This window comes from Lacticaseibacillus suihuaensis (genome assembly GCF_054785075.1).
On sequence record NZ_BAAGBJ010000014.1, the window covers coordinates 30,420 to 53,599 of the forward strand.

At 63.4% G+C, this 23,180-nt stretch carries 22 protein-coding genes; 7 read left to right on the plus strand and 15 right to left on the minus strand.

Features of this window, described 5'->3' with window-relative positions:
- Window positions 1-68 precede the first annotated feature (68 nt).
- From ACYVRZ_RS11130 to ACYVRZ_RS11145, 4 genes are all read right to left on the minus strand, one after another.
- Window positions 69-2,360, minus strand: coding sequence for a DNA translocase FtsK (locus ACYVRZ_RS11130; protein ID WP_461226901.1), 2,292 nt, complete (start codon window positions 2,358-2,360; stop codon window positions 69-71).
- An 18-nt stretch (window positions 2,361-2,378) separates the two neighbouring features.
- Window positions 2,379-4,418, minus strand: coding sequence for a DNA topoisomerase 3 (locus ACYVRZ_RS11135; RefSeq protein WP_461226903.1), 2,040 nt, complete (start codon window positions 4,416-4,418; stop codon window positions 2,379-2,381).
- Window positions 4,419-4,459: 41 nt separating this feature from the next.
- Window positions 4,460-4,969 carry a tRNA (cytidine(34)-2'-O)-methyltransferase gene (locus ACYVRZ_RS11140; protein ID WP_461226905.1) on the minus strand — a complete coding sequence of 170 codons (510 nt, stop codon included), beginning with the start codon at window positions 4,967-4,969 and terminating at the stop codon, window positions 4,460-4,462.
- Between the two features lie 535 nt (window positions 4,970-5,504).
- A complete protein-coding gene (locus ACYVRZ_RS11145; protein WP_461226907.1) occupies window positions 5,505-6,344 on the minus strand; it encodes a putative RNA methyltransferase in 840 nt (279 codons plus the stop codon).
- Between the two features lie 72 nt (window positions 6,345-6,416).
- Between ACYVRZ_RS11145 and ACYVRZ_RS11150 the strand changes: the two genes are divergently transcribed.
- Window positions 6,417-7,364 carry a magnesium transporter CorA family protein gene (locus ACYVRZ_RS11150; RefSeq protein ID WP_461226909.1) on the plus strand — a complete coding sequence of 316 codons (948 nt, stop codon included), beginning with the start codon at window positions 6,417-6,419 and terminating at the stop codon, window positions 7,362-7,364.
- 246 nt (window positions 7,365-7,610) lie between these two features.
- Window positions 7,611-8,588: a GMP reductase gene (locus tag ACYVRZ_RS11155; RefSeq protein WP_461226911.1), complete on the plus strand. Its 978-nt coding sequence runs from the start codon at window positions 7,611-7,613 to the stop codon at window positions 8,586-8,588.
- Between the two features lie 50 nt (window positions 8,589-8,638).
- Here ACYVRZ_RS11155 and ACYVRZ_RS11160 read toward each other — a convergent pair whose 3' ends face one another.
- A complete protein-coding gene (locus tag ACYVRZ_RS11160) occupies window positions 8,639-9,013 on the minus strand; it encodes a PTS glucitol/sorbitol transporter subunit IIA (protein WP_461226913.1) in 375 nt (124 codons plus the stop codon).
- A gap of 92 nt (window positions 9,014-9,105) precedes the next feature.
- Here ACYVRZ_RS11160 and ACYVRZ_RS11165 point away from each other — a divergent pair, with 92 nt between their 5' ends.
- Together ACYVRZ_RS11165 and ACYVRZ_RS11170 are read left to right on the plus strand one after the other, a co-directional pair.
- A complete protein-coding gene (locus tag ACYVRZ_RS11165) occupies window positions 9,106-10,152 on the plus strand; it encodes a lactonase family protein (RefSeq protein ID WP_461226915.1) in 1,047 nt (348 codons plus the stop codon).
- A 169-nt stretch (window positions 10,153-10,321) separates the two neighbouring features.
- Window positions 10,322-11,191 (plus strand): DegV family protein, encoded by an 870-nt coding sequence (locus ACYVRZ_RS11170; protein WP_461226917.1) that lies wholly within the window; start codon window positions 10,322-10,324, stop codon window positions 11,189-11,191.
- 56 nt (window positions 11,192-11,247) lie between these two features.
- Here ACYVRZ_RS11170 and ACYVRZ_RS11175 read toward each other — a convergent pair whose 3' ends face one another.
- Window positions 11,248-11,568, minus strand: coding sequence for a role in replication (locus ACYVRZ_RS11175; RefSeq protein WP_461226964.1), 321 nt, complete (start codon window positions 11,566-11,568; stop codon window positions 11,248-11,250).
- Between the two features lie 240 nt (window positions 11,569-11,808).
- Between ACYVRZ_RS11175 and ACYVRZ_RS11180 the strand changes: the two genes are divergently transcribed.
- Complete coding sequence (locus ACYVRZ_RS11180; RefSeq protein ID WP_461226919.1) at window positions 11,809-13,047, plus strand: MFS transporter; 1,239 nt, start codon at window positions 11,809-11,811, stop codon at window positions 13,045-13,047.
- 539 nt (window positions 13,048-13,586) lie between these two features.
- On the opposite strand, the gene ACYVRZ_RS11185 is transcribed toward ACYVRZ_RS11180, so the two are convergent.
- The 6 genes from ACYVRZ_RS11185 to ACYVRZ_RS11210 all read right to left on the minus strand — a co-directional run bounded on the left by ACYVRZ_RS11185 (window position 13,587) and on the right by ACYVRZ_RS11210 (window position 18,468).
- Window positions 13,587-14,222, minus strand: coding sequence for a copper homeostasis protein CutC (locus ACYVRZ_RS11185; protein ID WP_461226921.1), 636 nt, complete (start codon window positions 14,220-14,222; stop codon window positions 13,587-13,589).
- A 15-nt stretch (window positions 14,223-14,237) separates the two neighbouring features.
- Complete coding sequence (locus ACYVRZ_RS11190; RefSeq protein WP_461226923.1) at window positions 14,238-15,059, minus strand: undecaprenyl-diphosphate phosphatase; 822 nt, start codon at window positions 15,057-15,059, stop codon at window positions 14,238-14,240.
- A 175-nt stretch (window positions 15,060-15,234) separates the two neighbouring features.
- Window positions 15,235-16,104: a DegV family protein gene (locus tag ACYVRZ_RS11195; protein ID WP_461226925.1), complete on the minus strand. Its 870-nt coding sequence runs from the start codon at window positions 16,102-16,104 to the stop codon at window positions 15,235-15,237.
- Window positions 16,085-17,005: an RluA family pseudouridine synthase gene (locus ACYVRZ_RS11200; RefSeq protein ID WP_461226927.1), complete on the minus strand. Its 921-nt coding sequence runs from the start codon at window positions 17,003-17,005 to the stop codon at window positions 16,085-16,087. The genes ACYVRZ_RS11195 and ACYVRZ_RS11200 overlap by 20 nt, the downstream gene beginning before the upstream one ends.
- Window positions 17,002-17,805 (minus strand): NAD kinase, encoded by an 804-nt coding sequence (locus ACYVRZ_RS11205; protein WP_262315548.1) that lies wholly within the window; start codon window positions 17,803-17,805, stop codon window positions 17,002-17,004. The genes ACYVRZ_RS11200 and ACYVRZ_RS11205 overlap by 4 nt, the downstream gene beginning before the upstream one ends.
- The gene (locus ACYVRZ_RS11210; protein ID WP_262315549.1) at window positions 17,806-18,468 is read right to left on the minus strand and encodes a GTP pyrophosphokinase; all 663 of its coding nucleotides are present in this window, start codon (window positions 18,466-18,468) and stop codon (window positions 17,806-17,808) included. It lies immediately after the preceding gene.
- Between the two features lie 88 nt (window positions 18,469-18,556).
- Between ACYVRZ_RS11210 and ACYVRZ_RS11215 the strand changes: the two genes are divergently transcribed.
- Together ACYVRZ_RS11215 and ACYVRZ_RS11220 are read left to right on the plus strand one after the other, a co-directional pair.
- Window positions 18,557-19,114, plus strand: a complete 558-nt coding sequence (locus ACYVRZ_RS11215; RefSeq protein ID WP_461226930.1) for a CYTH domain-containing protein — start codon at window positions 18,557-18,559, stop codon at window positions 19,112-19,114.
- 76 nt (window positions 19,115-19,190) lie between these two features.
- Entirely contained in the window at window positions 19,191-19,799 is a 609-nt protein-coding gene (locus tag ACYVRZ_RS11220; protein ID WP_461226932.1) for a DsbA family protein, read from the plus strand.
- Here ACYVRZ_RS11220 and ACYVRZ_RS11225 read toward each other — a convergent pair.
- From ACYVRZ_RS11225 to ACYVRZ_RS11235, 3 genes are all read right to left on the minus strand, one after another.
- Entirely contained in the window at window positions 19,796-20,890 is a 1,095-nt protein-coding gene (locus ACYVRZ_RS11225; protein ID WP_461226934.1) for a competence protein CoiA, read from the minus strand. The two genes, ACYVRZ_RS11220 and ACYVRZ_RS11225, sit on opposite strands and share 4 nt — an antisense overlap.
- A 169-nt stretch (window positions 20,891-21,059) precedes the next feature.
- Window positions 21,060-22,403 (minus strand): DUF711 family protein, encoded by a 1,344-nt coding sequence (locus tag ACYVRZ_RS11230; protein ID WP_461226936.1) that lies wholly within the window; start codon window positions 22,401-22,403, stop codon window positions 21,060-21,062.
- Between the two features lie 8 nt (window positions 22,404-22,411).
- Window positions 22,412-22,678, minus strand: coding sequence for an ACT domain-containing protein (locus ACYVRZ_RS11235; protein WP_461226938.1), 267 nt, complete (start codon window positions 22,676-22,678; stop codon window positions 22,412-22,414).
- Between the last annotated feature and the right edge of the window lie 502 nt (window positions 22,679-23,180).

The window sequence follows — 23,180 nt, forward strand, 5'->3', positions numbered from 1 at the left end:
CGCTGGGGTCGCGGTTCAACCCGGCGCTGCCGCGGCCTCGCGCTTGCGGTGGCGACGGCCGGCGCCGCCTACTGCTGGCCGTCTTGCGGGTCGGGCTGGGCGAAGACCTTGCGCGGCTTGGCGCCGTCGGCCGGGCCGATCACCTGGTTTTGGGCCAGGTCGTCGATCAGCCGGGCGGCGCGGTTGTAGCCGATGCGGAAGCGCCGCTGCAGAAGCGACGTCGAGGCGGTTTGCTGCGCGATCACGAAGGCCTTGGCCTCCGGGTACAGCTCGTCGTCGGACTCGGCGGAGCCGCCTTCCTTGACCTCACTTGGCTGCATGTCTGCCTCGTAGGCCGGGGCCACCTGATCCGTGATCGCCGCGACCACGGCCTCGACGTCCTCGGACGGAATGAACGCGCCCTGGATGCGAACCGGCTTGGCGGCGTCGATCGGATCGTACAGCATGTCGCCGCGGCCCAGCAAGGTCTCGGCGCCGTTCGTGTCCAAAATGGTGCGGGAGTCGACCCCGGAAGACACGGCAAAGGCAATGCGCGACGGCACGTTGGCCTTGATCAGGCCGGTGATGACGTCGACGGATGGCCGCTGGGTGGCGATGATGATGTGAATGCCGGCCGCCCGGGCCATCTGGGCCAGCCGCACGATGGCGGTTTCGACCTCGGCGCCGGCGACCATCATCAGGTCGGACAGCTCGTCGACGATCACCACGATGTAAGGCATTTTGGTCAAACCGGCCTCGGGCTGCGCCTGGGCCTTCTGGTTGAACTCGGTCATGTTGCGAACGCCGGTGTCCGAGAAGCGCTGGTAGCGCTTGTCCATCTCGGCGAGCACCTTGTTCAGGGCCGACGGGGCCTTTTTGGCCTCGGTCACCACCGGCGTCAGCAGGTGCGGCACCCCGTTGTAAACCGACAGCTCGACGCGCTTGGGGTCGATCAGCATCAGCCGCACGTCGCTGGGCTTGGTGGTCATCAGAATGCTCGTGATGATGACGTTGATCATCACCGACTTCCCGGACCCGGTCGCCCCGGCGATCAACAGGTGGGGCATCTTGGTCAGATCGAAGGTCACGACCTGGCCGGCGACGTCTTTGCCCAGTGGAATCACCAGCGGCTTGCCCGGGTGCGGCGGGGTCTTCTCCAGCACCTCCCGGTAGCCGACGGTGGCGATGCTGGCGTTGGGGACCTCCAGGCCGATCAAAGGCTTGCCGGGAATCGGCGCCTCGATGCGGATGTCCTTGGCGGCCAGCGCCAGCGCCAGGTCGTCGGCCAGGTTCACAATTTTGGAGACCTTGACCCCGACGGCCGGCTGAATCTCGTACTGCGTGATGCTCGGGCCCAGCGTCGCCGCCTTGACCGTCACCTGTACCCCAAAGCTCTCAAGCGTCTGCTTGAGCTTGACGCGGTTTTGCTTAATCTTCTCCAGCTCGCCGCTTTGGTCGGCCGGCGGAATCGCCGACAGTAGGTCCAGGCCCGGCAGCTGGTAGTCGCTGGCCGAATCCGTGGCCAGCTCGGCCTCATCATCCGTGGCCACCGGCGCCGGCTCGGGCGCCGGCTCGGGCGCTGGTTGCGGCTGCGGCGCCGGTTTCTCCGCCACGTTGATCTGAAAATCATCCTGCGGCAGCGGGTCGGGCAGCACCTTGGCCGCCGGGTCGCCTTGGGGGTCGGCCACCTCAGACGCCGGTGCGGTCGCGGCCGGCTGCGGCTTAGCCGCCTTGGGCTGCCGGCGCGGCCAGTGCCAGCCACCCAGCCGCTCGGCCAGGCCGTTCCAGGCGCCGGCCAGCTTGCCGCCGGTCCAGGAACACGCGGCAAAAAACTGCGCCGGCGTGATGCCCAGCAGAATCGCCAGGCCGACCAGGGCCACCAGGGCGAACAGCACCACCGCCCCGACGCGGCTGATCAGGGGGGCAAACAGGTTGAACAAACCGCCGCCAAGCAGGCCGCCGCCGACATCGGTGGCGGCGCTGGCCCGGGCGAAGTCGCTTTTGAGCAGCCGCCAGGTCACCAGCAGGAAGTGGTCATGCACGGCCAGCTTGCCCATGCTGTTGGCCGTCCAAAGCCCCAGGCCGGATAGCGCCACCAGGGTGCTGCCACCCCAGTAGCGCGGCGCGACCTTGGGCAGTCGGCCGGCGACCAGAAGCCAGATGCCCAAGGCAAACAAGCCGGCGGCCAGCACCTGATAGGCGTTGCCGACCGCCAGGCGCAGGCAGTTGGCCAGCCCGGTGCCGATCAGACCGAGGTGAAACCCGGCGAGCAGCGCCACAAGCATGAAGCCCACGCCGATCCAGTTCAGCGTGTGGTCGGTTTTTTTGCGGCGCGGCGTCGGGCGGCGCTTGCGCTTGGTTGCGGTTTTTCTGGTTGCCATCGGTCTCCTCCACAAAAGCTACTGCTTGTTCATCGCGGCCTTCAGCGCCAAGGCCAGCGGACTTTCGCCGGCGTCTTGGTCCTGGCCGCTGTACTGCTTCAACAGCTTGGCGTCCTCACGCTTGCTGGACCGCTTGGCGCCTTTCTTGATTGGCTCGGTGTTGCCGCAGTTTTGGCACTTGAAGTACTCGCCCTTGGCCCCTTGCAGCACCACCATCTTCTTGTGACACTGACTGCAGCGGTGGTTGGACAGCCGGGCGTCTCTGGCGCGGCTGTAGCTGCAAGTCGGGTTGCTGCAGACCAGCCGCACCCCGTTTTTGGTCGTTTTCTCCGCCAGCCGCGACCCGCAAGTCGGACACAGCTTCTGCGTCAGGTTCGGGTTGCGGTAGGCGACGTCGCTTCTGCGAATCTCCCGCACCAAGGTGGTGGTGGTCGCCTTGATGTCGGCGATGAAGGCGGCACGGGTCACCGTGCCGGCCTCGATGCCGGCCAAGGCCGCCTCCCACTTGGCGGTCAGATCAGGCGTGACCAAGGCGGGGTTGACGAGCGTGAGCAGCTGGTTGCCCTTGGCCGTCACGGTCAGGCCGCGGCCGACCTTTTGCATCAGCTGGCTTTTTTGCAGCTTCTCGATGATGTCGGCTCGCGTCGCCGGGGTGCCTAGCCCGTGTTGATCCATCCGGCCCAAAAGCGCCGCTTCGCTGAGCAAAGGCGGGGCCTGGGTGGTGCGAACCACCACCGCCGCGGTGCCGGCCAGCGTGTCACCGACGGCAAGCGGCGCATCCTGACTTATCGCGACGTCCTTGAAGCCCGGCGCCACCACCGCGGTGGTCGTCAGCGTGAAGGTTTCGCCGGCGCCGGCCAGCGTGTAGGTCGTGACCGTGGCGCGGTAGGCCGGCTTGAACAAGTCGATGAAGCGGTCGGCGATCAGGCGGTACAGCTTGAGCTCCGTAGCACTCAGGTGGCTCAGGTTGACCGGCTCCTCGGTGGGAATCAGGCCGTAGTGGTCCCGCACCTTGGCGTCGTTGTAGACGCCGGGGGTCGCGGCCGCGTTGCGTGAGAGCTGCGCCGCCGTTTTGCTGTAGCCGCCGATGGCCTGAAGCCGCCGCGGCATGGTCGCCGCGAGATCGCGAGTCAAATAGCGCGAGTCGGTTCGCGGGTAGGTCACCAGCTTCTCGCGTTCGTACAGCTGCTGCAAGCTGTTGAGCGTCTGCTTGGGCGACAGGTCGAACTGGTCGCTGGCCGCCTGCTGCAGCGTGTTCAAGTCGTAGGGCAAAGGCGGCGTTTCGACGACGTCTTGTTGCGCCGCCGCGGTCACCACAAGCGCCTGATCGGCCAACGCTTCGGCCAGTTGATCGGCTTCATCCTGGCTCAGGCACCGGGCGAGCTTGGCGGTACCCTGCGGCGTCGTCACGCTCAGCTGCCGGTACGCTTGCGGCACGAAGGCGGCGCGTTGTCGCTCCTGCTCCGCCACGAAGGCCAGCGTCGGCGTCTGCACCCGCCCGGCGGCGAGCGAATCTTGGTACTTGACCGTCAAGGCGCGTGAGACGTTCAGCCCCACCAGCCAGTCGGCCTCGGCCCGGGCCAGCGCGGCCTGATACAGATTCTCGTACTCGCTGGCCGGCTTGAGGTTGTCAAAGCCGTCTCGAATCGCCGCGTCGGTTTGCGACGAGATCCACAGCCGCAGCAGGGGCTTGTCGAACTTCAGGTAATCAAAAATGTACCGCGCGACCAGCTCCCCTTCGCGCCCGGCATCCGTGGCGATAATCGCCGCCTCAACGTCCGCTCGCTTGGCCAGCTTGGCCACCACGTTCAGCTGCCGCCGCGTCTCCCGCAGCGGCGTGATGCCCAGCGACTCGGGCATCATCGGCAGCGTGTCGAAGGTCCACTGCGCCCATTCCGGGTGGTAGTCCTCCGGCATTTTAAGCGTCAGCAGGTGGCCCAAAGACCAGGTCACCAGGTACCCGGCGCCTTCAAAGTAGCCCTCCTGCTTCTTGGTCGCCCCGAGGACCCGGGCGAGCTCCTTGCCCACGCTGGGCTTTTCGGCTAAGACGAGTTTCATGCGACCTCCTAATCAGTGCTTCTTCTATAGAAAACGGTTGCTCACTTGAGCTTATCGTGCGGGTAGGTGTGAACGCGCTGCAGCCCGGCGAAGTCCTGCTGCCGAAGCGCCTCGTAAATCACCAGCGCCGCGCAGTTGGACAGGTTCAGGGCCCGGACGTCTTCGGTCATCGGAATGCGAACTGCCAGCTCTTCATGCGCTCGCATGAAGGGCTCGGGCAGGCCGGTGGTTTCCTTGCCGAACATGAAGTAATGATCGACGCTGGTGTCAGCCAGGTCGACATCCGAGTACGTTCGCGACGCAAACTTGGAGACCAGGTACAGGTGCGTCAGATCCGGCACCGTCGCCATGAAGTCGGCCAGTGAGTCGTGGTACTGAATTTTGACCGCGTCCCAGTAATCCAGCCCGGCGCGTCGCAGGTGCTTGTCGTCCGTTTCAAAACCCAGCGGCCGAATCAGGTGCAAAAAACTGCCGGTGGCCGCGGCCGTCCGGGCAATGTTGCCGGTGTTAGCCGGGATCAGCGGTTCGAACAATACAATGTGGTTCGCCATAATTTCCTCCACTCGCGCCGCAAGCGACACGGCGCCATTCTGAAGTCTAGTGTAGCACAAGTTCGCCGCCGCGGCGCGGCGGGCAAGCGCCACGCGGCGGCGCTGGCGGTGGTCGGGCGGTACTGAAACGACACGTGGCGCCGGGCAGACGCGGCAGCGGCCTGCTTGGTCCGTCGCTCGGGGCATGGACCGCCCCCAGCGCCGCCCCGGCGCTACCCGCCTCGCCAACCACGCCGGCCGCCGCTCTGGCCACGTCGAGCTACAGCCGGCAACGCGGCAGCGGCCTGCTTGGTCCGTCGCTCGGGGCATGGACCGCCCCAAGCGCCGCCCCGGCGCTACCCGTCCCGCTAAACCCGCCGGCCGCCGCTCTGGCCACAAAAAAACGCATCGCCTCGGTGTCAAGCACGGCAAGGCAATGCGTTAGTGAAGCTTTCCATCGCTAACTTTTATCAATTTCCCAAAAGCAAGCCCTGATAAAAGCCAGAAATAAAAATGCTTAAGAGTAATTTAACACCCGGTGTCAAAGAATTCAACCCTATTTTTCACAATTGTTCACCTGTAACAATTCGACCCCCACGTGGATGCTGGCCGGCGGCTGCTCAAGCATCGCCGCGCGGCGCTCCGCCGGGGCCTGCCAGGTCAGGGGCGTCATCGCCATCAGGTCGGCAAACTGTGCCTTTGTCAGCGGAAAGTCGTAGGCGATATGTTGTACAGTTGTTTTCGGATAATGCACAATAAACCGTTCCTTCACCTCCGCATTGGAGTAGGTCGCCTTGTCCGTGTCGTGGTACAGCCCGACGCGCAGCTCGCGCAGGTAGTCGCTGGCCGGAATCACCTTGAACAGGCGGCCGTCCGGCGCCAACACCCGGTCGAACTCGGCGTAAGCCCCTGGCGAAAACAGGTCGACGATGGTCGTGAAGCTGCCGGCCAAAAACGGCAGTCGCGCCAGGTCGGCGACGCAAAAAATGGCTGGCGAATTCAACCCGCCGGCCAGCTGAATCGCCGGGGCGGAGATGTCAAAGCCGACGCCGGTCGCCCCGCTTGCTGTCAGGTAGGCGGTCGGGGTGCCTTCGCCGCAGCCGATGTCCAAGAAGCGGTCGGCCTCGGTCAGCTGCGCTTGAATCGCATCGAGGAACGGCTTGAAGAACCCGGCGTCCAGCATGCGCCGCCGGGCCGCCAGCATCGGGGCGAGGTACTCCGTGGCCACCGGCTTGTTCAGGAAGTTGACGGTGCCCTTCTTGGCCAAGTCGAAGCGGTGCTGGTTCTCACACGTCAGGCTCAGGCCGTCGACGGCCAGCGGCTTGTGACACACTGGGCAGGCGAACAGTGGCCCAAGGGCCGCCATCGCCGCCGCCTTTTCACTGATTTTTCGCACAGATTGTGCTCCTCTCTGTCACTTCCCCCGAATTTAAAGTAGACTAGGGGAAAACCCCCAAAGGAGGGTAACATGCTTTCGGTCTATAAATTCGATGATACCGTGGGGAAGATGAAGGCACAAGACAAAATCGAGGCCAACGTCTGGATCAACGTGGTCGATCCGACCCCCGAAGAGCTGATGAAGCTGCAGAAAAAAGCGCGGGTGTCCGAAGACTTCCTGCTGTACGGCATGGACCCCGACGAAGGGGCGCGTTACGAGTACGACGAGGACTCGGACGCTCACCTGATGATCTACGACATGCCGGTCGCCGCGCTGGACCCCAAGGGCCGCGCGACTTACCAAACCGTGCCCTTGGCCATCATCATCACCAGCACCGCCCTGATCACCATCGACGCCAACCCGCAGCCGCTGCTCGCGCTGTTTGCCGAGGGCAAGGTGCCAAACTTCAACCCCAAGCTCAAGAACAAGGCGGCGCTGTTGATGCTTTACAAGGCGACCGTCGCCTACCTGGCCTACCTCAGAGACATCAACAAGGCCAGGGAGGCGCTTGAAAACAAGCTGCAAAACAACCTCAAAAACGAGGAACTCTACGCCTTGATGGGCATTCAGCGCGGCTTGGTCTACTTCATGATGAGCCTCAAAACCGACCGCAACGTGCTGCTGCAGCTGCAGCGCAGCAACCCCTTGCGCCTCAACGAGGAGGACCAAGACCTCCTAGACGACATCTTGATTGAAAACCAGCAAGGGACCGAAATGGCGCAGATTTCCAACTCCATCATCAACGAAACCGCCGACACCTACTCGTCGATCATCTCCAACAACATGAACGGCGTGATGAAGTTTTTGACCGCCTACTCGATCATCTTGACCATCCCCACCCTGGTCTTCTCGTTTTACGGCATGAACGTCGAGCTGCCGCTGGCCAACATGCACGTGTCGTGGATCATCACCATCGTCATCTCGCTGGTGATCGCGATTCTGCTGGGCTTTCAGTTCTGGCACCGCAAGTACTTCTAAGCCGAATATGCAGCCGGTAGCGGCCGCCATCGTGCGGTTCGCCGGTGCCACCGCCGCCAAGTCGATTCGGACTTGGCGGTTTTCGCGTCCCACCAGCGGCTAAAATGCGGCGAATTCCGAACTTTGGCGGCCGCCAAGCAAAAATAAATTGACTTTTCCCGAATTTAACCGTATATTTCGGGGTGGTGCGTAAAACACCCGCCGAGCCCGGTGCAATGTTCGGCTTTTGACGAAAGGACGATTTTCATGGAAATTTTTGATTACGAAGACATCCAACTGATTCCCAACAAGTGTGTGGTTCGCTCACGCAGCGAAGTGGACACCACGGTTGAATTCGGCGGCCGCACGTTCAAGCTGCCGGTGGTGCCGGCCAACATGCAGACCATCATCGACGAGCCGCTGGCCGTCCAGCTGGCCCAAAGCGGTTACTTCTACGTGATGCACCGCTTCAACCCGGAAACCCGCACGGCCTTCATCCAGGACATGCACGACAAGAACCTGTTCGCCTCGATCTCCGTCGGGGTCAAAGACAGCGAGTTCGCCTTCATCGAGGCGCTCGCCCAAGCCAAGCTGGTGCCTGAGTACATCACCATCGACATCGCCCACGGCCACGCGCAGATCGTGATCGACATGATTCAGCACATCAAGCGCCTGCTGCCCCAAAGTTTCGTCATCGCCGGCAACGTCGGCACCCCGGAAGGCGTTCGCGAGCTTGAAAACGCCGGCGCGGATGCCACCAAGGTCGGCATCGGCCCGGGCAAGGTCTGCATCACCAAGCTCAAAACCGGCTTTGGCACCGGCGGCTGGCAGCTGGCGGCCTTGCGTTGGTGTGCCAAGGCGGCGCGTAAGCCGATCATCACCGACGGCGGCATCCGCAACAACGGCGACATCGCCAAGTCCCTGCGCTTCGGCGCCACGATGTGCATGATCGGCTCGATGTTCGCCGGTCACATCGAAACCCCGGGCAAGAAGGTCGAAAAGGACGGCAAGCTCTACGCCGAGTACTTCGGCTCCGCCTCCGAGTACCAAAAGGGTGAGCGCCACAACGTCGAGGGCAAAAAAATCCTGCTGCCGGTCAAGGGTCACATCCAAGACACCCTGACCGAAATGCAAGAGGACCTGCAATCCGCCGTGTCCTACGCCGGCGGCCGCGACCTCGCCGCCTTGACCAAGGTCGATTACGTCATCGTCAAGAACTCGATTTTCAACGGCGACCAATACTAAACAGCAAGCCAGCCCCGCGCAGTTGCGCGGGGCTGGCTTTGTCCATAGCGTCATTCGGCCGGCCGGTAGTCCAAGGTGCTGCCGACCACCACGCGGGGCCGAATCGCCGGGCTCAGGTACAGCGCGTTGGCCAGGCCACCGTCCTTAGGTTGCGGGGCAAACATCAGCGTGACGTGGCCGATGCTTTGGAGGTTGGCGTTGGCCAACGCCCCGACCGCGGTGATCGTGTAGGTCGTCTCGTCGATGGTCAGCGTGTCGCCAGCGGCCAGGCGCAGCTTGCGCTGGGCCGCCTGGTCCAAGAAGCGCTGGATCACCGCGACCTGGCGCAGGGCCGCCGTCGCGCTGTCGTCAAAAAGAATCACCATCGGGTCGCGGTCGCTCAGCGCCTTGGGCCCGACCGCCGTAATCGTTGCCTTGATGCTCATGCTATCGCCTGCTTTCTGCTTTTGCCTCAATTGTAACACGCCTTGCATGGTATACTGAAAGCGTTCAAACTGACTGAGGAGGCACTTAACTTATGAAACAAACCGTGATTCTCGGCGGCTACACCAAGCGTGGCGGCGCCGGCATCTACCGCGCCGCGTTCGACAGCGCGACCGGCGAGCTGACCGAACCGACCCCGCTGGTCTCAACCATCGGCAGCCCGACCTACCTGGCGGTGTCCAAGGCGAACTTCGCCTACGCCGTCGATGCCGGTCAAGGCGTCGGCGGGGTGGCCACCATCGACCTGAACCAGACCCCGGCCAAGGTGATCGCTGAAGTGCTGGTGCCGGGCTCAAGTCCCGCCCACATTTCGATCGACGAAACCCGCCAGCTGGTTTTTGCCAGCAACTACCACGAAGGCCGCGTCAACGTCTACAAGATTCAGCCGGACCACACGCTGGTGGCAACCGATGTGGCGCAGCACGACAACGCCTTGCACGGTCCCAAACCCGAGCAGGCAGACGGCGCCCATGTCCACTACGCCGCGTTGACCCAAGACCAGCGCTTAGCCGTGGTCGACCTGGGCATCGATCAGGTCAGCACCTACCCGGTTTCGGCCGCCGGCAAGCTCGGTGAGCCGACCATCCTGAAGCTGCCGGCAGGCTACGGGCCGCGCCACCTGGCCTTCAACTCGGCTCACAACATCGCCTACCTGCTGGGCGAGCTGTCCAGCCAGGTCAGCGTCTTGCCTTACGACCCGGCCACCGGCGCCTTCACCCTGGGCCAGACGCAATCGACCATTCCGGCCGACTGGCACGACTTCAACGGCGCCGCCGCGATTCGCATCAGCGCAGACAACAAGTTCTTGTACCTGAGCAACCGCGGCCACAACAGCCTGAACGTCTACGCCATCTCGGCAGACGGGCTGAGCCTGAGCCTGATCCAGCAGCTGCCAACCGAAGGCGACTTCCCCCGCGACTTCGCGCTGGACCTCACCGAGTCCTACGTGCTGGCGGTGAACCAGAAGTCCGACAACGGCACCTTGTACCGCCGCGATGCCGCGACCGGCCTGCTGACCGAAATTCAAAAAGACATCAAGACCCCGGAGGCCGTCAACGTGTTGTTCCTCAACGCCGACTAATCCGGTTGCGCCGCCTCGCTTGCCGAGGCGGCTTTTTGTTTGCCTGTGCGGCAGCCACGCCACAATACGCGTCATGGCATAAATTAGTAATGCCATAAACAAAGTTTTCTGGTATCCTAGAACACAGACCTGCAAACTCAGCACCCCGCGTGCGGAACGGAAGTGACTCATGTATCAGCTATGCACAGACTCCGGATGTGACCTGCCCCAAACCCTGCTTGACGACCACCACGTCGCGGCGATTCCCTTTCACTACAGCGTCAACGGCACCTTGATGACCGACGCCTTGGGCGAGACGCACGCCAGCGACGCGGTTTACGCCAAGCTGCACGCCGCTGAAGCGGTGTCGACCACGCAGATCAACGTCGGCGAGTACCACGCCTTCTTTTCGCCCTTCGTCGCGGCCAACGTGCCGGTGCTATACCTCGGCTTCTCCGGCGCCTTGTCCGGGTCGCTGGACAGCGCCAGGCAGGCCCGGGCACTGCTCTTGGCCGACCACCCCGGCGCCGTCATCACCATCGTCGACACCCTGGGGGCCAGCGGCGGCGAGGGCCTGTTGGTCCTGCACGCCGCGGCGATGCAGGCGGCCGGCGCCACGCTTGACGAAGTGGCCGCCTGGGTCACGACCCACCGCCAGTTCATGCACCACTGGGTCACCGTCGACGACCTGGACCACCTGGTTCGCGGCGGTCGCCTGCCCAAAGCGGCCGCCGTCATCGGTGGCATGCTCAAAATCAAGCCGATGCTTGAAATTGACGCCACCGGGCGCGTGAAGCTCAGCGGCAAGGCGCGGTCGCGCAAGGCCGCCTTGGGGAAGCTGGTCGCCGCGGCCACCGCGGCTTACGACGCCGACCCCCAGCAGACGCTGATGCTGGCCACCGCCGGCGACTGGGCCGCCACGGCGGTGGTGGCCGAAGCCATCCGCGCCGCCCGGCCGGCGGTGCAGCTGCTGATTCGCCCGGTCAGCTTGACCATCGCCTGCCACACCGGCTACGGCTGCATGGCGGTGTTCGGCATGACCGCCACGACGCGGGTTTAAGACGTCAACAAGGCCCCTGACTGCCTGCAGGGGCCTTGTCTTCGGTGCGACCGCCATCATTCAGAAGCGACCGTCCGGTACTGACGCGCGAACTGCTTGGCCGACACCACGCGGTGATTGGTCACATCCAACACATCGCCTGGATAGCCCAGCACGTACATGCCGTAGCCGGCAAAACCGCCGCCCAGCGTCCCCACCGCACCGACTTTCAGATTCGTCGCCGCATCCGGCGAAAGGCCGGCCATCAAAATGCGCAGATGCCCGTCCAACCAGCACAAGTAATGCGCCGCAAAAGCCTGCTGCACCCAAGGCGGCTTTGGCGCCGCTTGGTCAATCACCCACACCGTCGCCGGGCGATTCTTGTACCACACCATCATCACACCCATCCCTCTCCTGAATCACCCACAGGATAGCACCGCATTCCGGCGATTGCGCGAACAATTCTGTCACCTCGGCCGCAGGATTGACCGGGTAGTCCCGAGGTCCGGGCCAAAAACCGCTTGCAATGCCTCAGGCAGCATGGTAGGCTACTTCCAGACAAACATTAGCGGCGCGGCCGCCAACGTTCGCCAAAATAAGGAACGACAGAGAGCGTTCTTTTTGGAGGAAAATTGAATATGCAAACTTCAGCAGCGCGTTCTACTGACCATCTGTCGCACGAGCAAAAACTCGTGATGGCATCCACCGCATCGGGCTTTTCGCTAGAGAACATGGACATCATGTTCCTCTCGTTCGCATTGACACCGATCATCGCCGAACTCCACATTTCAAGCGGAGCCGCGGGATTGATCGGGTCGATCACCAATGTCGGCATGTTGGTCGGTGGGGCGCTTTTTGGTCTGCTCGGCGACCGCATCGGCCGGGTCAAGACCTTCTCCCACACGATTCTGATTTTCGCCATCGCCACGGCGCTGATGGCCTTTGCCAACAACATCTGGCTGATTTACGCCCTGCGCTTTTTGGCCGGCATCGGGGCCGGCGGTGAGTACGGCGTCGGCATCGCGCTGATCGCCGAGAGCTTCGTGTACGACCGCATCGGCCGCATGACCTCCGTCGCCGCCATCGGTGGCCAGATCGGCGCCATCATCGCGGCGCTGGCCGCCTCCGTCATTTTGCCGCTGTGGGGCTGGCATGCCCTGTTTTTGCTCGGCGTCTTGCCGGTGGCCCTGACCTTCTTCGTGCGAGCTCACCTGCACGAATCGGCGACCTTCCTTGAGGCCCGGGCGAAGGCGAAGCAATTGCACCAGCGCGTCGCCTTCTCCGAGCTGTTCAAGACCCGCCACCTGGCCGCCCAGACCCTGGGGCTGATGGTGATGACCATCGTCCAGATTGCCGGCTACTTCGGCCTGATGAACTGGCTGCCGGTGATCGTCCAAAAGCAGCAGGGCCTGTCCGTCTCCGGCTCCGCCCTGTGGATGGTCGCGACCATCTGCGGGATGTGCGTCGGCATGGCCGTGTTCGGTAACATTCTCGACCACCTCGGCCCCCGCTGGGCGTTCGGCCTGTTCCTGACCGCCAGCGCCTTGATCGTGTTCGCCATCACCCTGGCGCATTCCAGCGCCGTGCTGGTGATTATCGGCGCCGTCGTCGGCTTCTGCAGCAACGGCATGTTCGGCGGCTACGGGGCCGTGATCAGCCAGCTGTACCCGGCTCGCATTCGCTCGACGGCCAACAACGTGATCATGAACGTCGGCCGCGCGATCGGCGGCTTCTCCTCCGTGGTCATCGGCCTGTTGATGGACCACTACACGCTGACCATCACGATGGGCTTCCTGTCGGCCCTGTACATCATCTCACTGGTCACAATGCTGGGCCTGCCGGGGCTGCGCGACCTCAGTCACCGGGCCCGGGCCTAAGCCCGGCCGCAGCATCGCGCCAAAAAGGCTTCCCTGCCAGTCACGGGGAAGCCTTTTTGGTGCCGGCCGCGCCGAAGCCACCGCCGATCGACTCGGGCGGTGGCTTGGTGGTTGGTGGCCTGATTGCGGCGATGCGGTGGCGGCGAGGCGGGAATGCCCGGCCCCGCCGCGGTTGGTGCAAGCCCCCTGTCAGTTCGGCACCGCAGCTACCTCGCGTGGCGAGTAGGCGCCGGGCTGTGCGGCAGGGGGATGGTGGTCCACACCCTGGTGGTCGGCCCCAATCGGAGGAGGCCGTTGCGCGAAAACGTCGACGTTGTTGCCTGGTTCGGCATGGCATGGGTGGGGGTACTGGGAATGCTTATGTCCCGGACCTTCCCCCTAAGCAGAAGAGTTGCAAGCGCTGCGGCCGCGGCGCCTTCCCTGCCCGTTGACAATCATCTGACTATAATGTAAGCCCTGCCAATCTCACTGTCAACTTTTGAGCTCACGCGCCACCAAAAAACCGACCTGCAGGCGCAGGCCGGTTTTGGCGGTTGAATCTAGTAGGCGATCACCTTGGTGCCGTGGGCCTCTTGCACCCCGGCCGCCGCCATCACCGCGTCGACGTTGGCGGCCGTGACGCCGCCGCCCGGCAGGATCGCGATGCGCCCGGCCGCCAGGGTCACCAGCTCGCGCAGGTGCGACAGCGTCGCCGAAATCGGCTGCGTCAGCGGCCCCCCGTGGGTCAAAATGCGCTCGACGCCGTGGGCGACCAGCCAGTCGATGGCCGCCGGCTGCTGCGCTTCGGGAATCGCGTCGAAGGCCATGTGCATCACAACGGTCGCGCCACCGGCCGCGGCAATCAGGTTGGTCATCGCCTCTTCATCGAGCCAGCCGTCCGGCGTCAACGCGCCGAAGGTCACCGCGTCGACGCCGAGCTCCTGGGCGACGAACAGGTCGGTCTCCATGATTTTGAGCTCCGTATCCGAGTAGACGAAGTTGCCGCCGCGGGGGCGGATCATCGCCACCACCGAGACGTCGTGGTCGTGGGCGTACTGCGTGGTCGCCGCCATCACCCCACGCGAGACGGTGGTGCCGCCGGCCGGCAGATTGTCGTTGAGCTCGATGCGCAAAGCCCCGGCCGCGATAGCCTTGGGGACATTCGTGAAGTTTTCAACACAGACTTCTTTGATCATGATTAGACCTCCCAATTAAACCAGCAGCAGCGCGAACACCACCACGCCCAGTGCGATGCGGTACCACCCGAACGGCTTGAAGTCGTGGGTCTTGACGAAGCGCAGCAGCCACTTGATTGACACCACCGCCACCAGGAACGACACGACCATCCCGGTCAGAAGAATCGCCCACTGATCGCCGGTGAAGCTGTTGCCGTTCATCAAGAACTTGCCGATTTTGAGGATCGACACGCCGACCATGGTCGGAATCGCCAGGTAAAACGAGAACTCCGTGGCGGCGACGCGGCTGGTGCCCAAGATGATGGCCCCGAGAATCGTGGCGCCGGAGCGGCTGGTGCCCGGCACAATCGACAGCGCCTGGAACAGCCCGATGAACAGGGCCGTCTGGAAGCTGATGTCGGCCACCGTCGCGATGCGCGGCGCCCGGTCGCGAAAGGCGTTTTCGATGATGATGAACAAGATCCCGTAGACGATCAGGGTGGTGGCGACCACCACCGGCGTGTGCAGGTGCTCGTCCATCCAGTCGTTGAGCGGCAGGCCGATGACGACGGACGGCAGCACCGCCACGATCACCTTGGCCCACAAAAGCCAGATGCTGTTGCGCTCGGGCTTGGGCTTGCGCCAGTCCAGCGGGTTAAGCTTGTTGAAGTACAGCAAAATCACGGCCAGGATGGCGCCGAATTGAATGACGTACTCGAACATCGCCATGAAGTCCTTGCTTTGGTTGATCGTCACCACCTGGCTGACCAGGTCAATGTGGCCCGTCGAGCTGATCGGCAGGAACTCGGTGAGCCCCTCCACGATGCCGATGACGATGGCCTTCAAAATGTCTAGCATTGCTTCCTCCTCTAATCTCCAATGCTTCCAGTATACAGGCTCAGCCGCCGGCCGCCACCGGTTTGCAAAAACTTATGGGAAATTTTCGCGGCCGCGGTGATATTTCCCGGGAAATATCACCGCGGCCAAAAGAGACCAGCCTCGCACCACGCGAGGCTGGTCTCTTGAATCCCGGCTACTGGCGGTCTTTGGCGCCCATCACGAAGGCGGCGACGCAGCCAAAGCCGGTGTGGCTGGCGATGGTCAAGCCGATTGGGCCGACCTGAATGTTGGCGGTCGGCGCCTGGGCCAGGATGCGGTCCTTGACGAAGTTGGCCGCGTCCCAATCGCCGCTGGTGGCGATCAAAAGCGGCTGCTCCGGGTCGCTCGGCAAGGCAGCCAGCAGGTGGTCGGCCAGCGCCTGCAGCGACTTTTTGCGCGAGTGGATTTTGCCGACCATCCGCAGGTGACCGGCCGGGTCGACGTCCAAAAGCGGCTTGATGTTCAAAAGCGTCCCCAGGGTCGCGGCGGTGCGAGACACCCGGCCGCCGTGGTACAGGTAGTCCAGCGAATCCACGGTGAACCAAGACTGCAGGCGCAGCGCGTTGCCGTCGAACCAGGCGGTCAGCTCGGCCAAGGTCGCCCCGCTGTCGCGTAGCCGAATCGCCTCAAGCACCATGCGGCCCTCACCGGCGCTGGCGCCGAGCGTGTCGACAATCGCGATGGTCGCGTTCGGGAACTCCTCGAGCAACAGCTCGCGAGCCTGCCGGGCGCTGTTCAGCGAGCCGGACAGTCCGCTTGAAAAGCCGATGTAGGCGATCGGCGTCCCCGCAGCGACGTAGGGCCGAAAGAAGGCGGCGTACTCGGCAATGTTAATCTGCGCCGTGGTCGGCATCACGCCGCTTTTGATCTGGGCGTAAAAGTCCTCGAGCTCGTAAGTCGCGCCCATGTCGTCGGTCAGCTCTTGCTCGCCCACGGTGAAGTGAAACGAAACAATGCCCACTTGCTTCTCTTTCAGGGTGGCCAGCGGCAAGTCGCAGGCTGAATCAGTCAATAATTGGTACATCTTCCCACTTCCTCATTCCTAGCTTGTCGCCTAAGGATACCATATCCGAAGGCAGTGCGGCAGTTAAGTGCAACTTTGTGTGTAGCACCGGGTGCCACAGGTCCAGGGTGGCGCAGTGCAGCGCCTGGCGGCCGATCAGCCGCTGGCTGCCGCCGTACAGGTCATCGCCGAACAGCGGATGACCGATGGCGGCAAAATGAACCCGGATCTGGTGCGTCCGGCCGGTGTGAAGCGTCACCAGCACCAGGCTGGCCTGGCCGCTTCGCGCAAGCCTCCGGTACTCGGTCACCGAGGGCTTGCCCCCCAGCACCACGCCGCGCTTCATGTAAAACTCCTGGGTGCGGCCGATCGGCAGCACCAGCCAGCCGTGCGGCGCAAGCGCCGCCCCCTGCACGAAGGCCAAGTAGCGCTTGACCAAATCCCTTGAGTGCAGCTGGCGGTCCAGCAGGCTGTGAACGAAGCCGTGCTTGGCGAACAGCATCAACCCGCTGGTGTCGCGGTCCAGCCGGGTGACGACGTGAATGGCGGTGCTTTCCGCCCCGCTGGTCGCCAGATAGGCCTTGACGAAGTTGGCCATGCTGTCGTTTCCCTTGGCCGCGTCCGGAATCGAGGCGACGCCGGCCGGCTTGTTCACCACCAGCAGGTAGGGGTCCTCATAGACGATGTCAAGCGTTCCGGGCGTCGGGACGACGGTGTCGACCGGTACTTCCGGCGCCAGCTGCACCAGCACGACGTCGCCCGGGCGTAGCCGAAAATCGGTGGTGCGTTGCCGGTGGTTGACGAAGACGTAGCCCTTGCGGTACTTCATCCGCTTGAGCTGGATGCTGGACAGCCCCTGCGCCTTCAAGAAGCTGCCGAGCTTGATTCGCGCCGCACCCGTGTAGGTCCACTTGAACCTCACGGCTGCTTCTTGGCGCCGATGAAGGCGTCCTCCACCCGGTCCCAAAAGTGCATGTGCCGGTACCTAGCGAAGTGAATCCGCTCGTCGGCGATGCGAAAGCGAATCTCGGTGACCAGCTGCGGCGTGATGGTGAACTGGTCGATGGTCATCAGGTAGTCCTGGAAGGGCTCGGGCCGCAGCACCACCCACTCGTCCGGCGCCAGGATCAAAGGCGCCGCCAGCGTCCGGAACACGCGGTTGTTGATCGAGGCAATCTCGGTCACCTGCATCGCGTCCAGCCGCGGGTGGATCACCGCCCCGCCGTTACTCTTGGAGTAGGCGGTCGACCCGGTCGGCGTGGCGACGCACAGGCCATCGCCGCGGAAGCTTTCAAAGAAGTTCTCCTTGATGTAGACATCGGTTCGCATGGTGCCACCGGTGCGTTTGAGCGTCGCCTCGTTGAGCGCCAGGTAATGCGAGGTGGTGCCGTCCTCGTAGTCGGCCAAGACGTCGAGCAGCGGGTAGGACACGCTTTCGCCCGAGTCGTTCTTCAAGGCCTCCACCAGCTCCTCGAGCTCGTAGTCGCGCCAGTCGGTGTAAAAGCCGAGGTGGCCCGTGTGAACCCCGATGAACCGCACCGTGGCCAGCGCGTTGGCGTAGCGGTGAAAGGCAGACAAAAGCGTCCCGTCGCCGCCGATGGTGATCACGACGTCGGGATGGTCATCGGCCAGGGTGAAGCCGGCCGCCGCCAGCAGCGTTTTGAGCTTAGTTTCGGCCTGGCGCGTCTGAGCGCCGGAGTTGGCCACAATCGCAATGCGCATCTAATCATCCTTCTTGTCTGACGCGTGGTACGGCGGCAGGCTTTGGCCCTTGCCGTAGGAGAACAACTGCTGGGCCTCCTGAATTTCCTCGCGAATCTCGGACATCTCGGTGTCCAGCATGAACGAGGCCTCGGCCGCGCGTTTGAGCCGCTCCTTGAGCGCCGTCGGGAACTCGCCTTGGTACTTGTAGTTCAGGCTGTGTTCGATGGTGGCCCAGAAGTTCATCGACATCGTGCGAATCTGAATCTCGGCCAGCAGCTTTTTTTCGCCATGCACCAGCTGGACCGGATACTCGATCACCATGTGGTAGCTGCGGTAGCCTGAGGGCTTGACGTTGGTGACGTAATCGCGCTCCTCCACCACGTCCATGTCCTTGCGCTGGTGAATCAGCTCGACCACTTCGTAAATGTCCTCGACGAACTGGCACTGAATGCGCAGCCCGGCGATGTCTTGCATGTCCGACTCCAGCAGGTCATCGGTGATGTAGCGCCGCGACTGTTTTTCGATGATCGAATCCACCGGCTTCACTCGCCCGGTCACGATTTCGATCGGTGAGTGGGTGCTGGCCTGAAGGAACTGCATCCGCATCCCCCGGAACTTGAGCTTCAGTTCCTTGACGGCTTGCTGATACGGCATTAAAAACGTGTCCCAGTCTCGTTGCATGCGATGGCCTCCCCTGATTTCTCATCTATTCTACCATATCTCCCCCTCAATTAGGGTCAGGCTGTATACTGGAGGCGGAGGTGAGACCATGCATTCAACCGAACAGGAGCTCAAGGCGCTGTTGACCCCGGACCAGGCCGCGGCGATTCAGGCCGCCTTCGCCTTTGAGGCGCCCTTCACCCAGACCAACCTGTACTTCGACACGCCAGACGCCGCACTGGCCGCTCGCCACCTCGGCCTGCGGGTGCGGCGCTTTGCCGAACGCGCCGAACAGACGCTCAAGGTGCCGGCCGGGCCCAACCGGCGGCTGACGGAGATCACCGACCCGCTCCCCCAGGCCGGCAATCTGACCGCCGGCGGGGCGGTCGAGGCGGCGCTTGCGGCGCAGGGCATCGCCTGGGCGACGCTGGTGCAGGTGGCGACGGCGACCACCACGCGGCGGCTGAGCCGGCAGGCGGCAGGTTTGCTCACGCTCGACCAAACATGCTATCCTAATCAGACACAGGATTTTGAACTCGAACTTGAGGTGCAAAATTTCGCTGTGGGTAAAAATTTTTTTATGATGCTGCGCCAGCGTTTTGGCCTATCAGACCGCGGTTTAACCAACAAAGTAACCCGGGCTCTGCAAAACAGCAAAAATTTGTGAACGTAAAATTTGTTGTTTTGTAAAAATCTGGTAAAGTTAATGTAAATAATACCTTTACAATTTTGGAGGAAACGCAATGCTCGAACTCTTCTTGTTCGTGAATCCGATCAATCGCCGCTGCCGCCAAGCCGAAACCGCCGTCACCGAGCTTCAACGTGATTTGCCCGGCAAGGTCACCGTCCACTTCGTTCCGATTGTCACCATTCAGGTCATCGACCAGTTCATGCGCGAGACCCAGCTGAACCACCGCAACCTCGCATTGCGCAACCACCTGTTCAACGTCGCCTACCAGCTGTCTTTGGACTACAAGGCCGCCCAGTTCCAGGGCAACAAAAAGGCCCGGGCCTTCCTGATGGCGGCCCAGGACATGCTGGATCACGATCCGCACCACTACGACCCGGCGTTCGCCTTGGCCCAGGCCGAGCGAGTCGGCCTCAACCTCGAGGTCCTGGCCGCCGACCGCGCCCAGGAGGCGATGCGCCAGTGCCTGGCCTCCGACCACGCGATTGCCCAGGAAATGGGCGTGACCGCGGCGCCGACCGCCGTGGTGTTCAACGTCGCTTCCAGCCGCACAACCGGGCTGCGCCTCGAGTCGCTCGCCTCCTACCAGGCGCTGCGCCAGGCCTGCGCCAGGCTGATGCTCGACCCCACCTACGGCCACCCGCGGCGTAAGCGGGTGCGTTAGGCGCGACCATTTTGCAGTCGGGCGGTCGACGCCGGCTGCAACACCGGTTCTCGGCCGGCCGCCGCGAGCTTCGCCTCGAGCGTGGGGTACCACGCCGGCGGCTGGCGCCACTGCCACCCGGTGGCGGTCGGTCGCCAGGCACCGCTGGCCGTCAGCACCCGGTGCCACTGCGCCGCCACCGCCGCCAGCAACACCCCTGCAGGCACCAGTGGGGTGCGATCAGCCGCAAAACGCTGCCAAAAAGCCGCCTCGGCGGCTTTTTTGATGTCCAGCAGGTCGCCGAAGGTCAATAGCCACCACGCTCGCAGCTGCCACTCCGGCAGCGGCAGTCCGATCAGGCCGCTCGGCGCCGCGTGAACCAGCCACGGCACCCCGGCCAGGTTGCGGTGCTGCGCCGCACTGGCCGCCTGAAGCGCCATCGCCTTGGGCTCGCGGTGGCGCAGCGCCGTGGCCACCCCAAGCGCCGACTTGGTCGGCAGCGGTCCGGTCGCCTGCCGGAAGCGGCGACTTGCGGTGGGGCGGTACCACGTCACTAGAAGCCCCTGCCCCAGCTGCCACAACACCAGCCGATTGGCGCGAACGTCTAGGAACCACAGGTGCCAACCGTGGCGCCTAGATTGGGCCAAAAACTTGGCCTGAAGCGCCTTGGGCTGCCGCGCGAAGTACCGCTTGCCCATGATCCACACCACCGGGATGCCCAGCCTGCGGTAGCCTTCGGAACGCTCGGCCAGCCGTTCCAGGCTGATGGGGCTGCACTGAAACTCCAGCGCCAGCGCTCGCCCCGCCTGTTGCCACACCACATCGGCGCGTTGGCGAATCTGCGGGTAGTACTGCTCCAGCACCGGCGCAAACCCACGCCTTTGCCCGTAAGCCATCAGCCAGAGCTTGCCGGCCAGGTGTTCGGCGCTTTCCGGTTCGCTGGCGGCGCAAGGCGGCCCCAGGTGGTAAAAATGCGCCGGCATCACCCGGCCGTTGCGAATCCCCACCGGCTGGCGACAGGCCGGGCAGACAAAGTCACCAACCAGCGCCTTGGCCTGCTCGTGGTCGCGTAAGGTCACCGGGTGGTGGCTCGCATCAAGGGCAACAAACATATCATCACCTCCACTCAGACATTACGCAGTGGCGGCGCTGATTCCCTCATCGGTCTTAATGAGATTCGGCCACCTCGCCTGAGCCGCCCGTCCCAACCGCGCCGTGCCACCTTGGGAACGCAAAAACCGGCCGCCGCGAGGCAACCGGTTGCGTTTTTGAGGGGTGCGGTCAGTTCTTGAAGCTGTGAATCGGCGCCGGAATGCGGCCGCCGCGGTTGATGAACACCGAGGCGTCGCCGGTGTTGACCGGCATGATCGGGGCCACCCCGAACAGGCCGCCGAACTCGATGCTGTCACCCACGCCCTTGCCCGGCACGGGAATCACTCGCACCGCTGTGGTCTTGTTGTTGATCATGCCGATGGCGGCCTCGTCGGCGATCATGCCGCTGATGGTGGTCGCCGGCGTGTCGCCCGGCACGGCGACCATGTCCAGGCCGACGGAGCAAACGGCGGTCATCGCCTCGAGCTTCTCCAGCGTGATCTGGCCGGCCTGGGCCGCCTTGATCATGTTGGCGTCCTCGGACACCGGAATGAAGGCACCGGACAGGCCACCGACGCGTTCGGCGGCCATGATGCCGCCTTTTTTGACCGCGTCGTTCAACAGCGCCAGGGCCGCGGTGGTGCCGGGGGTACCGACGTGGCTGAGGCCCAGCGTCTCGAGAATCTCGGCCACGGAATCGCCGGCGGCCGGCGTCGGCGCCAGGGACAGATCGACGATGTTGAACGGCACGTTCAGGCGGCTGGCCGCGACCTTCCCGACGAACTGCCCCATCCGCGAGACCTTGAAGGCGGTCTGCTTGATCAGCTCGCAGATTTCGCCAAATGAGGCCTTGGGCTTGCCGGCGATCGCGCGTTGCACGACGCCCGGGCCCGAGACGCCGGTGTTGATCGCGACGTCGCCTTCGGACACGCCCCAAAAGGCCCCGGCCATGAACGGGTTGTCCTCGACCGCGTTGGCAAAAATCACCAGCTTCATCGCGTTTTCCGCACGAATCGCCGCGACTTGCTTGACCACTTCGCCCATCGTCTTGATCGCGTCCATGTTCAGCCCGGATCGCGTCGAGCCGACGTTGACCGAGGCGCAGACGCGGTCGGTGGCGGCCAAGGCGGCCGGAATCGCCTGCATCAGCGCCCAGTCGGCCTTGGTGCAGCCGTTTTGCACCGTGGCGGTGAAGCCGCCGATCAAGTCGACGTCGACCGCCTTGGCCGCGTCGTCCAGCGCCTTGGCCAAGCGCCCGAAGTCGGGGTTGGGGTCGGCCCCGGCCAGCATCGCGACCGGGGTGACGGCGATGCGCTTGTTGACGATCGGAATGCCGTACTCGTTTTCGATGGCGTTGGCCACCGGCACTAGGTCGGCGGCCACGCGCACGATTTTGGCGTAAACCTTCTCGGCGGTGGTGGCCATGTCGCCGGTCACGCAGTCGAGCAGCGAGATGCCCATGGTGATGGTGCGAATGTCCAGATTCTCCTCGCGAATCATCTGGATGGTCTCTTGAATCTGCTGAGTTTCCATGGGCCCTCCTACAGCTTGTGCATCGCGTCAAAAATTTCCTGCCGCGCGATGCGAATCTCGACGTCGATGCTTTCTCCGAGTTCCTGCAGGTCAGCCTTCACGGCGGTGAAGTCGGCGCCGTCCGGTAGCGACGCGAGCAGCATCATGGTGAAGGCCCCTTGCATGATGGTCTGGGAGACGTCCAAAAGGTTGATGTGTTGTGCGGCCAGGCGGGTGGTGACCGCGGCCACGATGCCCACCTTATCCGTGCCAATCACGGTGATGATCACTTGCATAAGATCCCTGCTTTCGTCATGTTTGGGCCTATTTTACCATACCCTTTTCCAAAAAAGGCTTGCATTCTGCGGCGGGGCCGGTTATTCTAAGCCACAGTGAACCGAATCAATCGGCTCCAAGAAGGAGGACCATTCGCATGCCAGAAGTTAACGCAGTATCGGTCAAAATTCGCCGCTTGGCGGATGCGAATTTGGGTCCCTTCTTGGCGCCCACCACGTCTCGCCCTTAACCGGCTGCCACGCCAACGCGTGGCCCGGCTTGGGTCATTGAGTCGTTATTTCGCCATCCAACAAGCGGGCAACCGCTTGTTTTTTTGTGTCCAGAGCGGCACGGTGCGTCCTTAGCGGGACGGCTAACCTAGCGCTGGTGCTGGTGGCCCGAACTTGGTCACAAGCACCGGTGCGTAGCTAGACGCTCCCGCGCTGCACCGCTCGCCGCCCTGGCCACTGTCGACATGCAAACACCGCTAGCCTGCCCAAGTGGCAGCCGGTGCGTCGATCG

Excerpts from the sequence above, each read along its gene's own strand:
- ACYVRZ_RS11130 (WP_461226901.1), bottom strand. The coding sequence starts at position 2,360 with ATGGCAACCAGAAAAACCGCAACCAAGCGCAAGCGCCGCCCGACGCCG.
- ACYVRZ_RS11135 (WP_461226903.1), bottom strand. The coding sequence starts at position 4,418 with ATGAAACTCGTCTTAGCCGAAAAGCCCAGCGTGGGCAAGGAGCTCGCC.
- ACYVRZ_RS11140 (WP_461226905.1), bottom strand. The coding sequence starts at position 4,969 with ATGGCGAACCACATTGTATTGTTCGAACCGCTGATCCCGGCTAACACC.
- ACYVRZ_RS11150 (WP_461226909.1), top strand. The coding sequence starts at position 6,417 with ATGCTTTCGGTCTATAAATTCGATGATACCGTGGGGAAGATGAAGGCA.
- ACYVRZ_RS11155 (WP_461226911.1), top strand. The coding sequence starts at position 7,611 with ATGGAAATTTTTGATTACGAAGACATCCAACTGATTCCCAACAAGTGT.
- ACYVRZ_RS11160 (WP_461226913.1), bottom strand. The coding sequence starts at position 9,013 with ATGAGCATCAAGGCAACGATTACGGCGGTCGGGCCCAAGGCGCTGAGC.
- ACYVRZ_RS11165 (WP_461226915.1), top strand. The coding sequence starts at position 9,106 with ATGAAACAAACCGTGATTCTCGGCGGCTACACCAAGCGTGGCGGCGCC.
- ACYVRZ_RS11170 (WP_461226917.1), top strand. The coding sequence starts at position 10,322 with ATGTATCAGCTATGCACAGACTCCGGATGTGACCTGCCCCAAACCCTG.
- ACYVRZ_RS11175 (WP_461226964.1), bottom strand. The coding sequence starts at position 11,568 with ATGATGGTGTGGTACAAGAATCGCCCGGCGACGGTGTGGGTGATTGAC.
- ACYVRZ_RS11180 (WP_461226919.1), top strand. The coding sequence starts at position 11,809 with ATGCAAACTTCAGCAGCGCGTTCTACTGACCATCTGTCGCACGAGCAA.
- ACYVRZ_RS11185 (WP_461226921.1), bottom strand. The coding sequence starts at position 14,222 with ATGATCAAAGAAGTCTGTGTTGAAAACTTCACGAATGTCCCCAAGGCT.
- ACYVRZ_RS11190 (WP_461226923.1), bottom strand. The coding sequence starts at position 15,059 with ATGCTAGACATTTTGAAGGCCATCGTCATCGGCATCGTGGAGGGGCTC.
- ACYVRZ_RS11195 (WP_461226925.1), bottom strand. The coding sequence starts at position 16,104 with ATGTACCAATTATTGACTGATTCAGCCTGCGACTTGCCGCTGGCCACC.
- ACYVRZ_RS11205 (WP_262315548.1), bottom strand. The coding sequence starts at position 17,805 with ATGCGCATTGCGATTGTGGCCAACTCCGGCGCTCAGACGCGCCAGGCC.
- ACYVRZ_RS11210 (WP_262315549.1), bottom strand. The coding sequence starts at position 18,468 with ATGCAACGAGACTGGGACACGTTTTTAATGCCGTATCAGCAAGCCGTC.
- ACYVRZ_RS11215 (WP_461226930.1), top strand. The coding sequence starts at position 18,557 with ATGCATTCAACCGAACAGGAGCTCAAGGCGCTGTTGACCCCGGACCAG.
- ACYVRZ_RS11220 (WP_461226932.1), top strand. The coding sequence starts at position 19,191 with ATGCTCGAACTCTTCTTGTTCGTGAATCCGATCAATCGCCGCTGCCGC.
- ACYVRZ_RS11225 (WP_461226934.1), bottom strand. The coding sequence starts at position 20,890 with ATGTTTGTTGCCCTTGATGCGAGCCACCACCCGGTGACCTTACGCGAC.
- ACYVRZ_RS11230 (WP_461226936.1), bottom strand. The coding sequence starts at position 22,403 with ATGGAAACTCAGCAGATTCAAGAGACCATCCAGATGATTCGCGAGGAG.
- ACYVRZ_RS11235 (WP_461226938.1), bottom strand. The coding sequence starts at position 22,678 with ATGCAAGTGATCATCACCGTGATTGGCACGGATAAGGTGGGCATCGTG.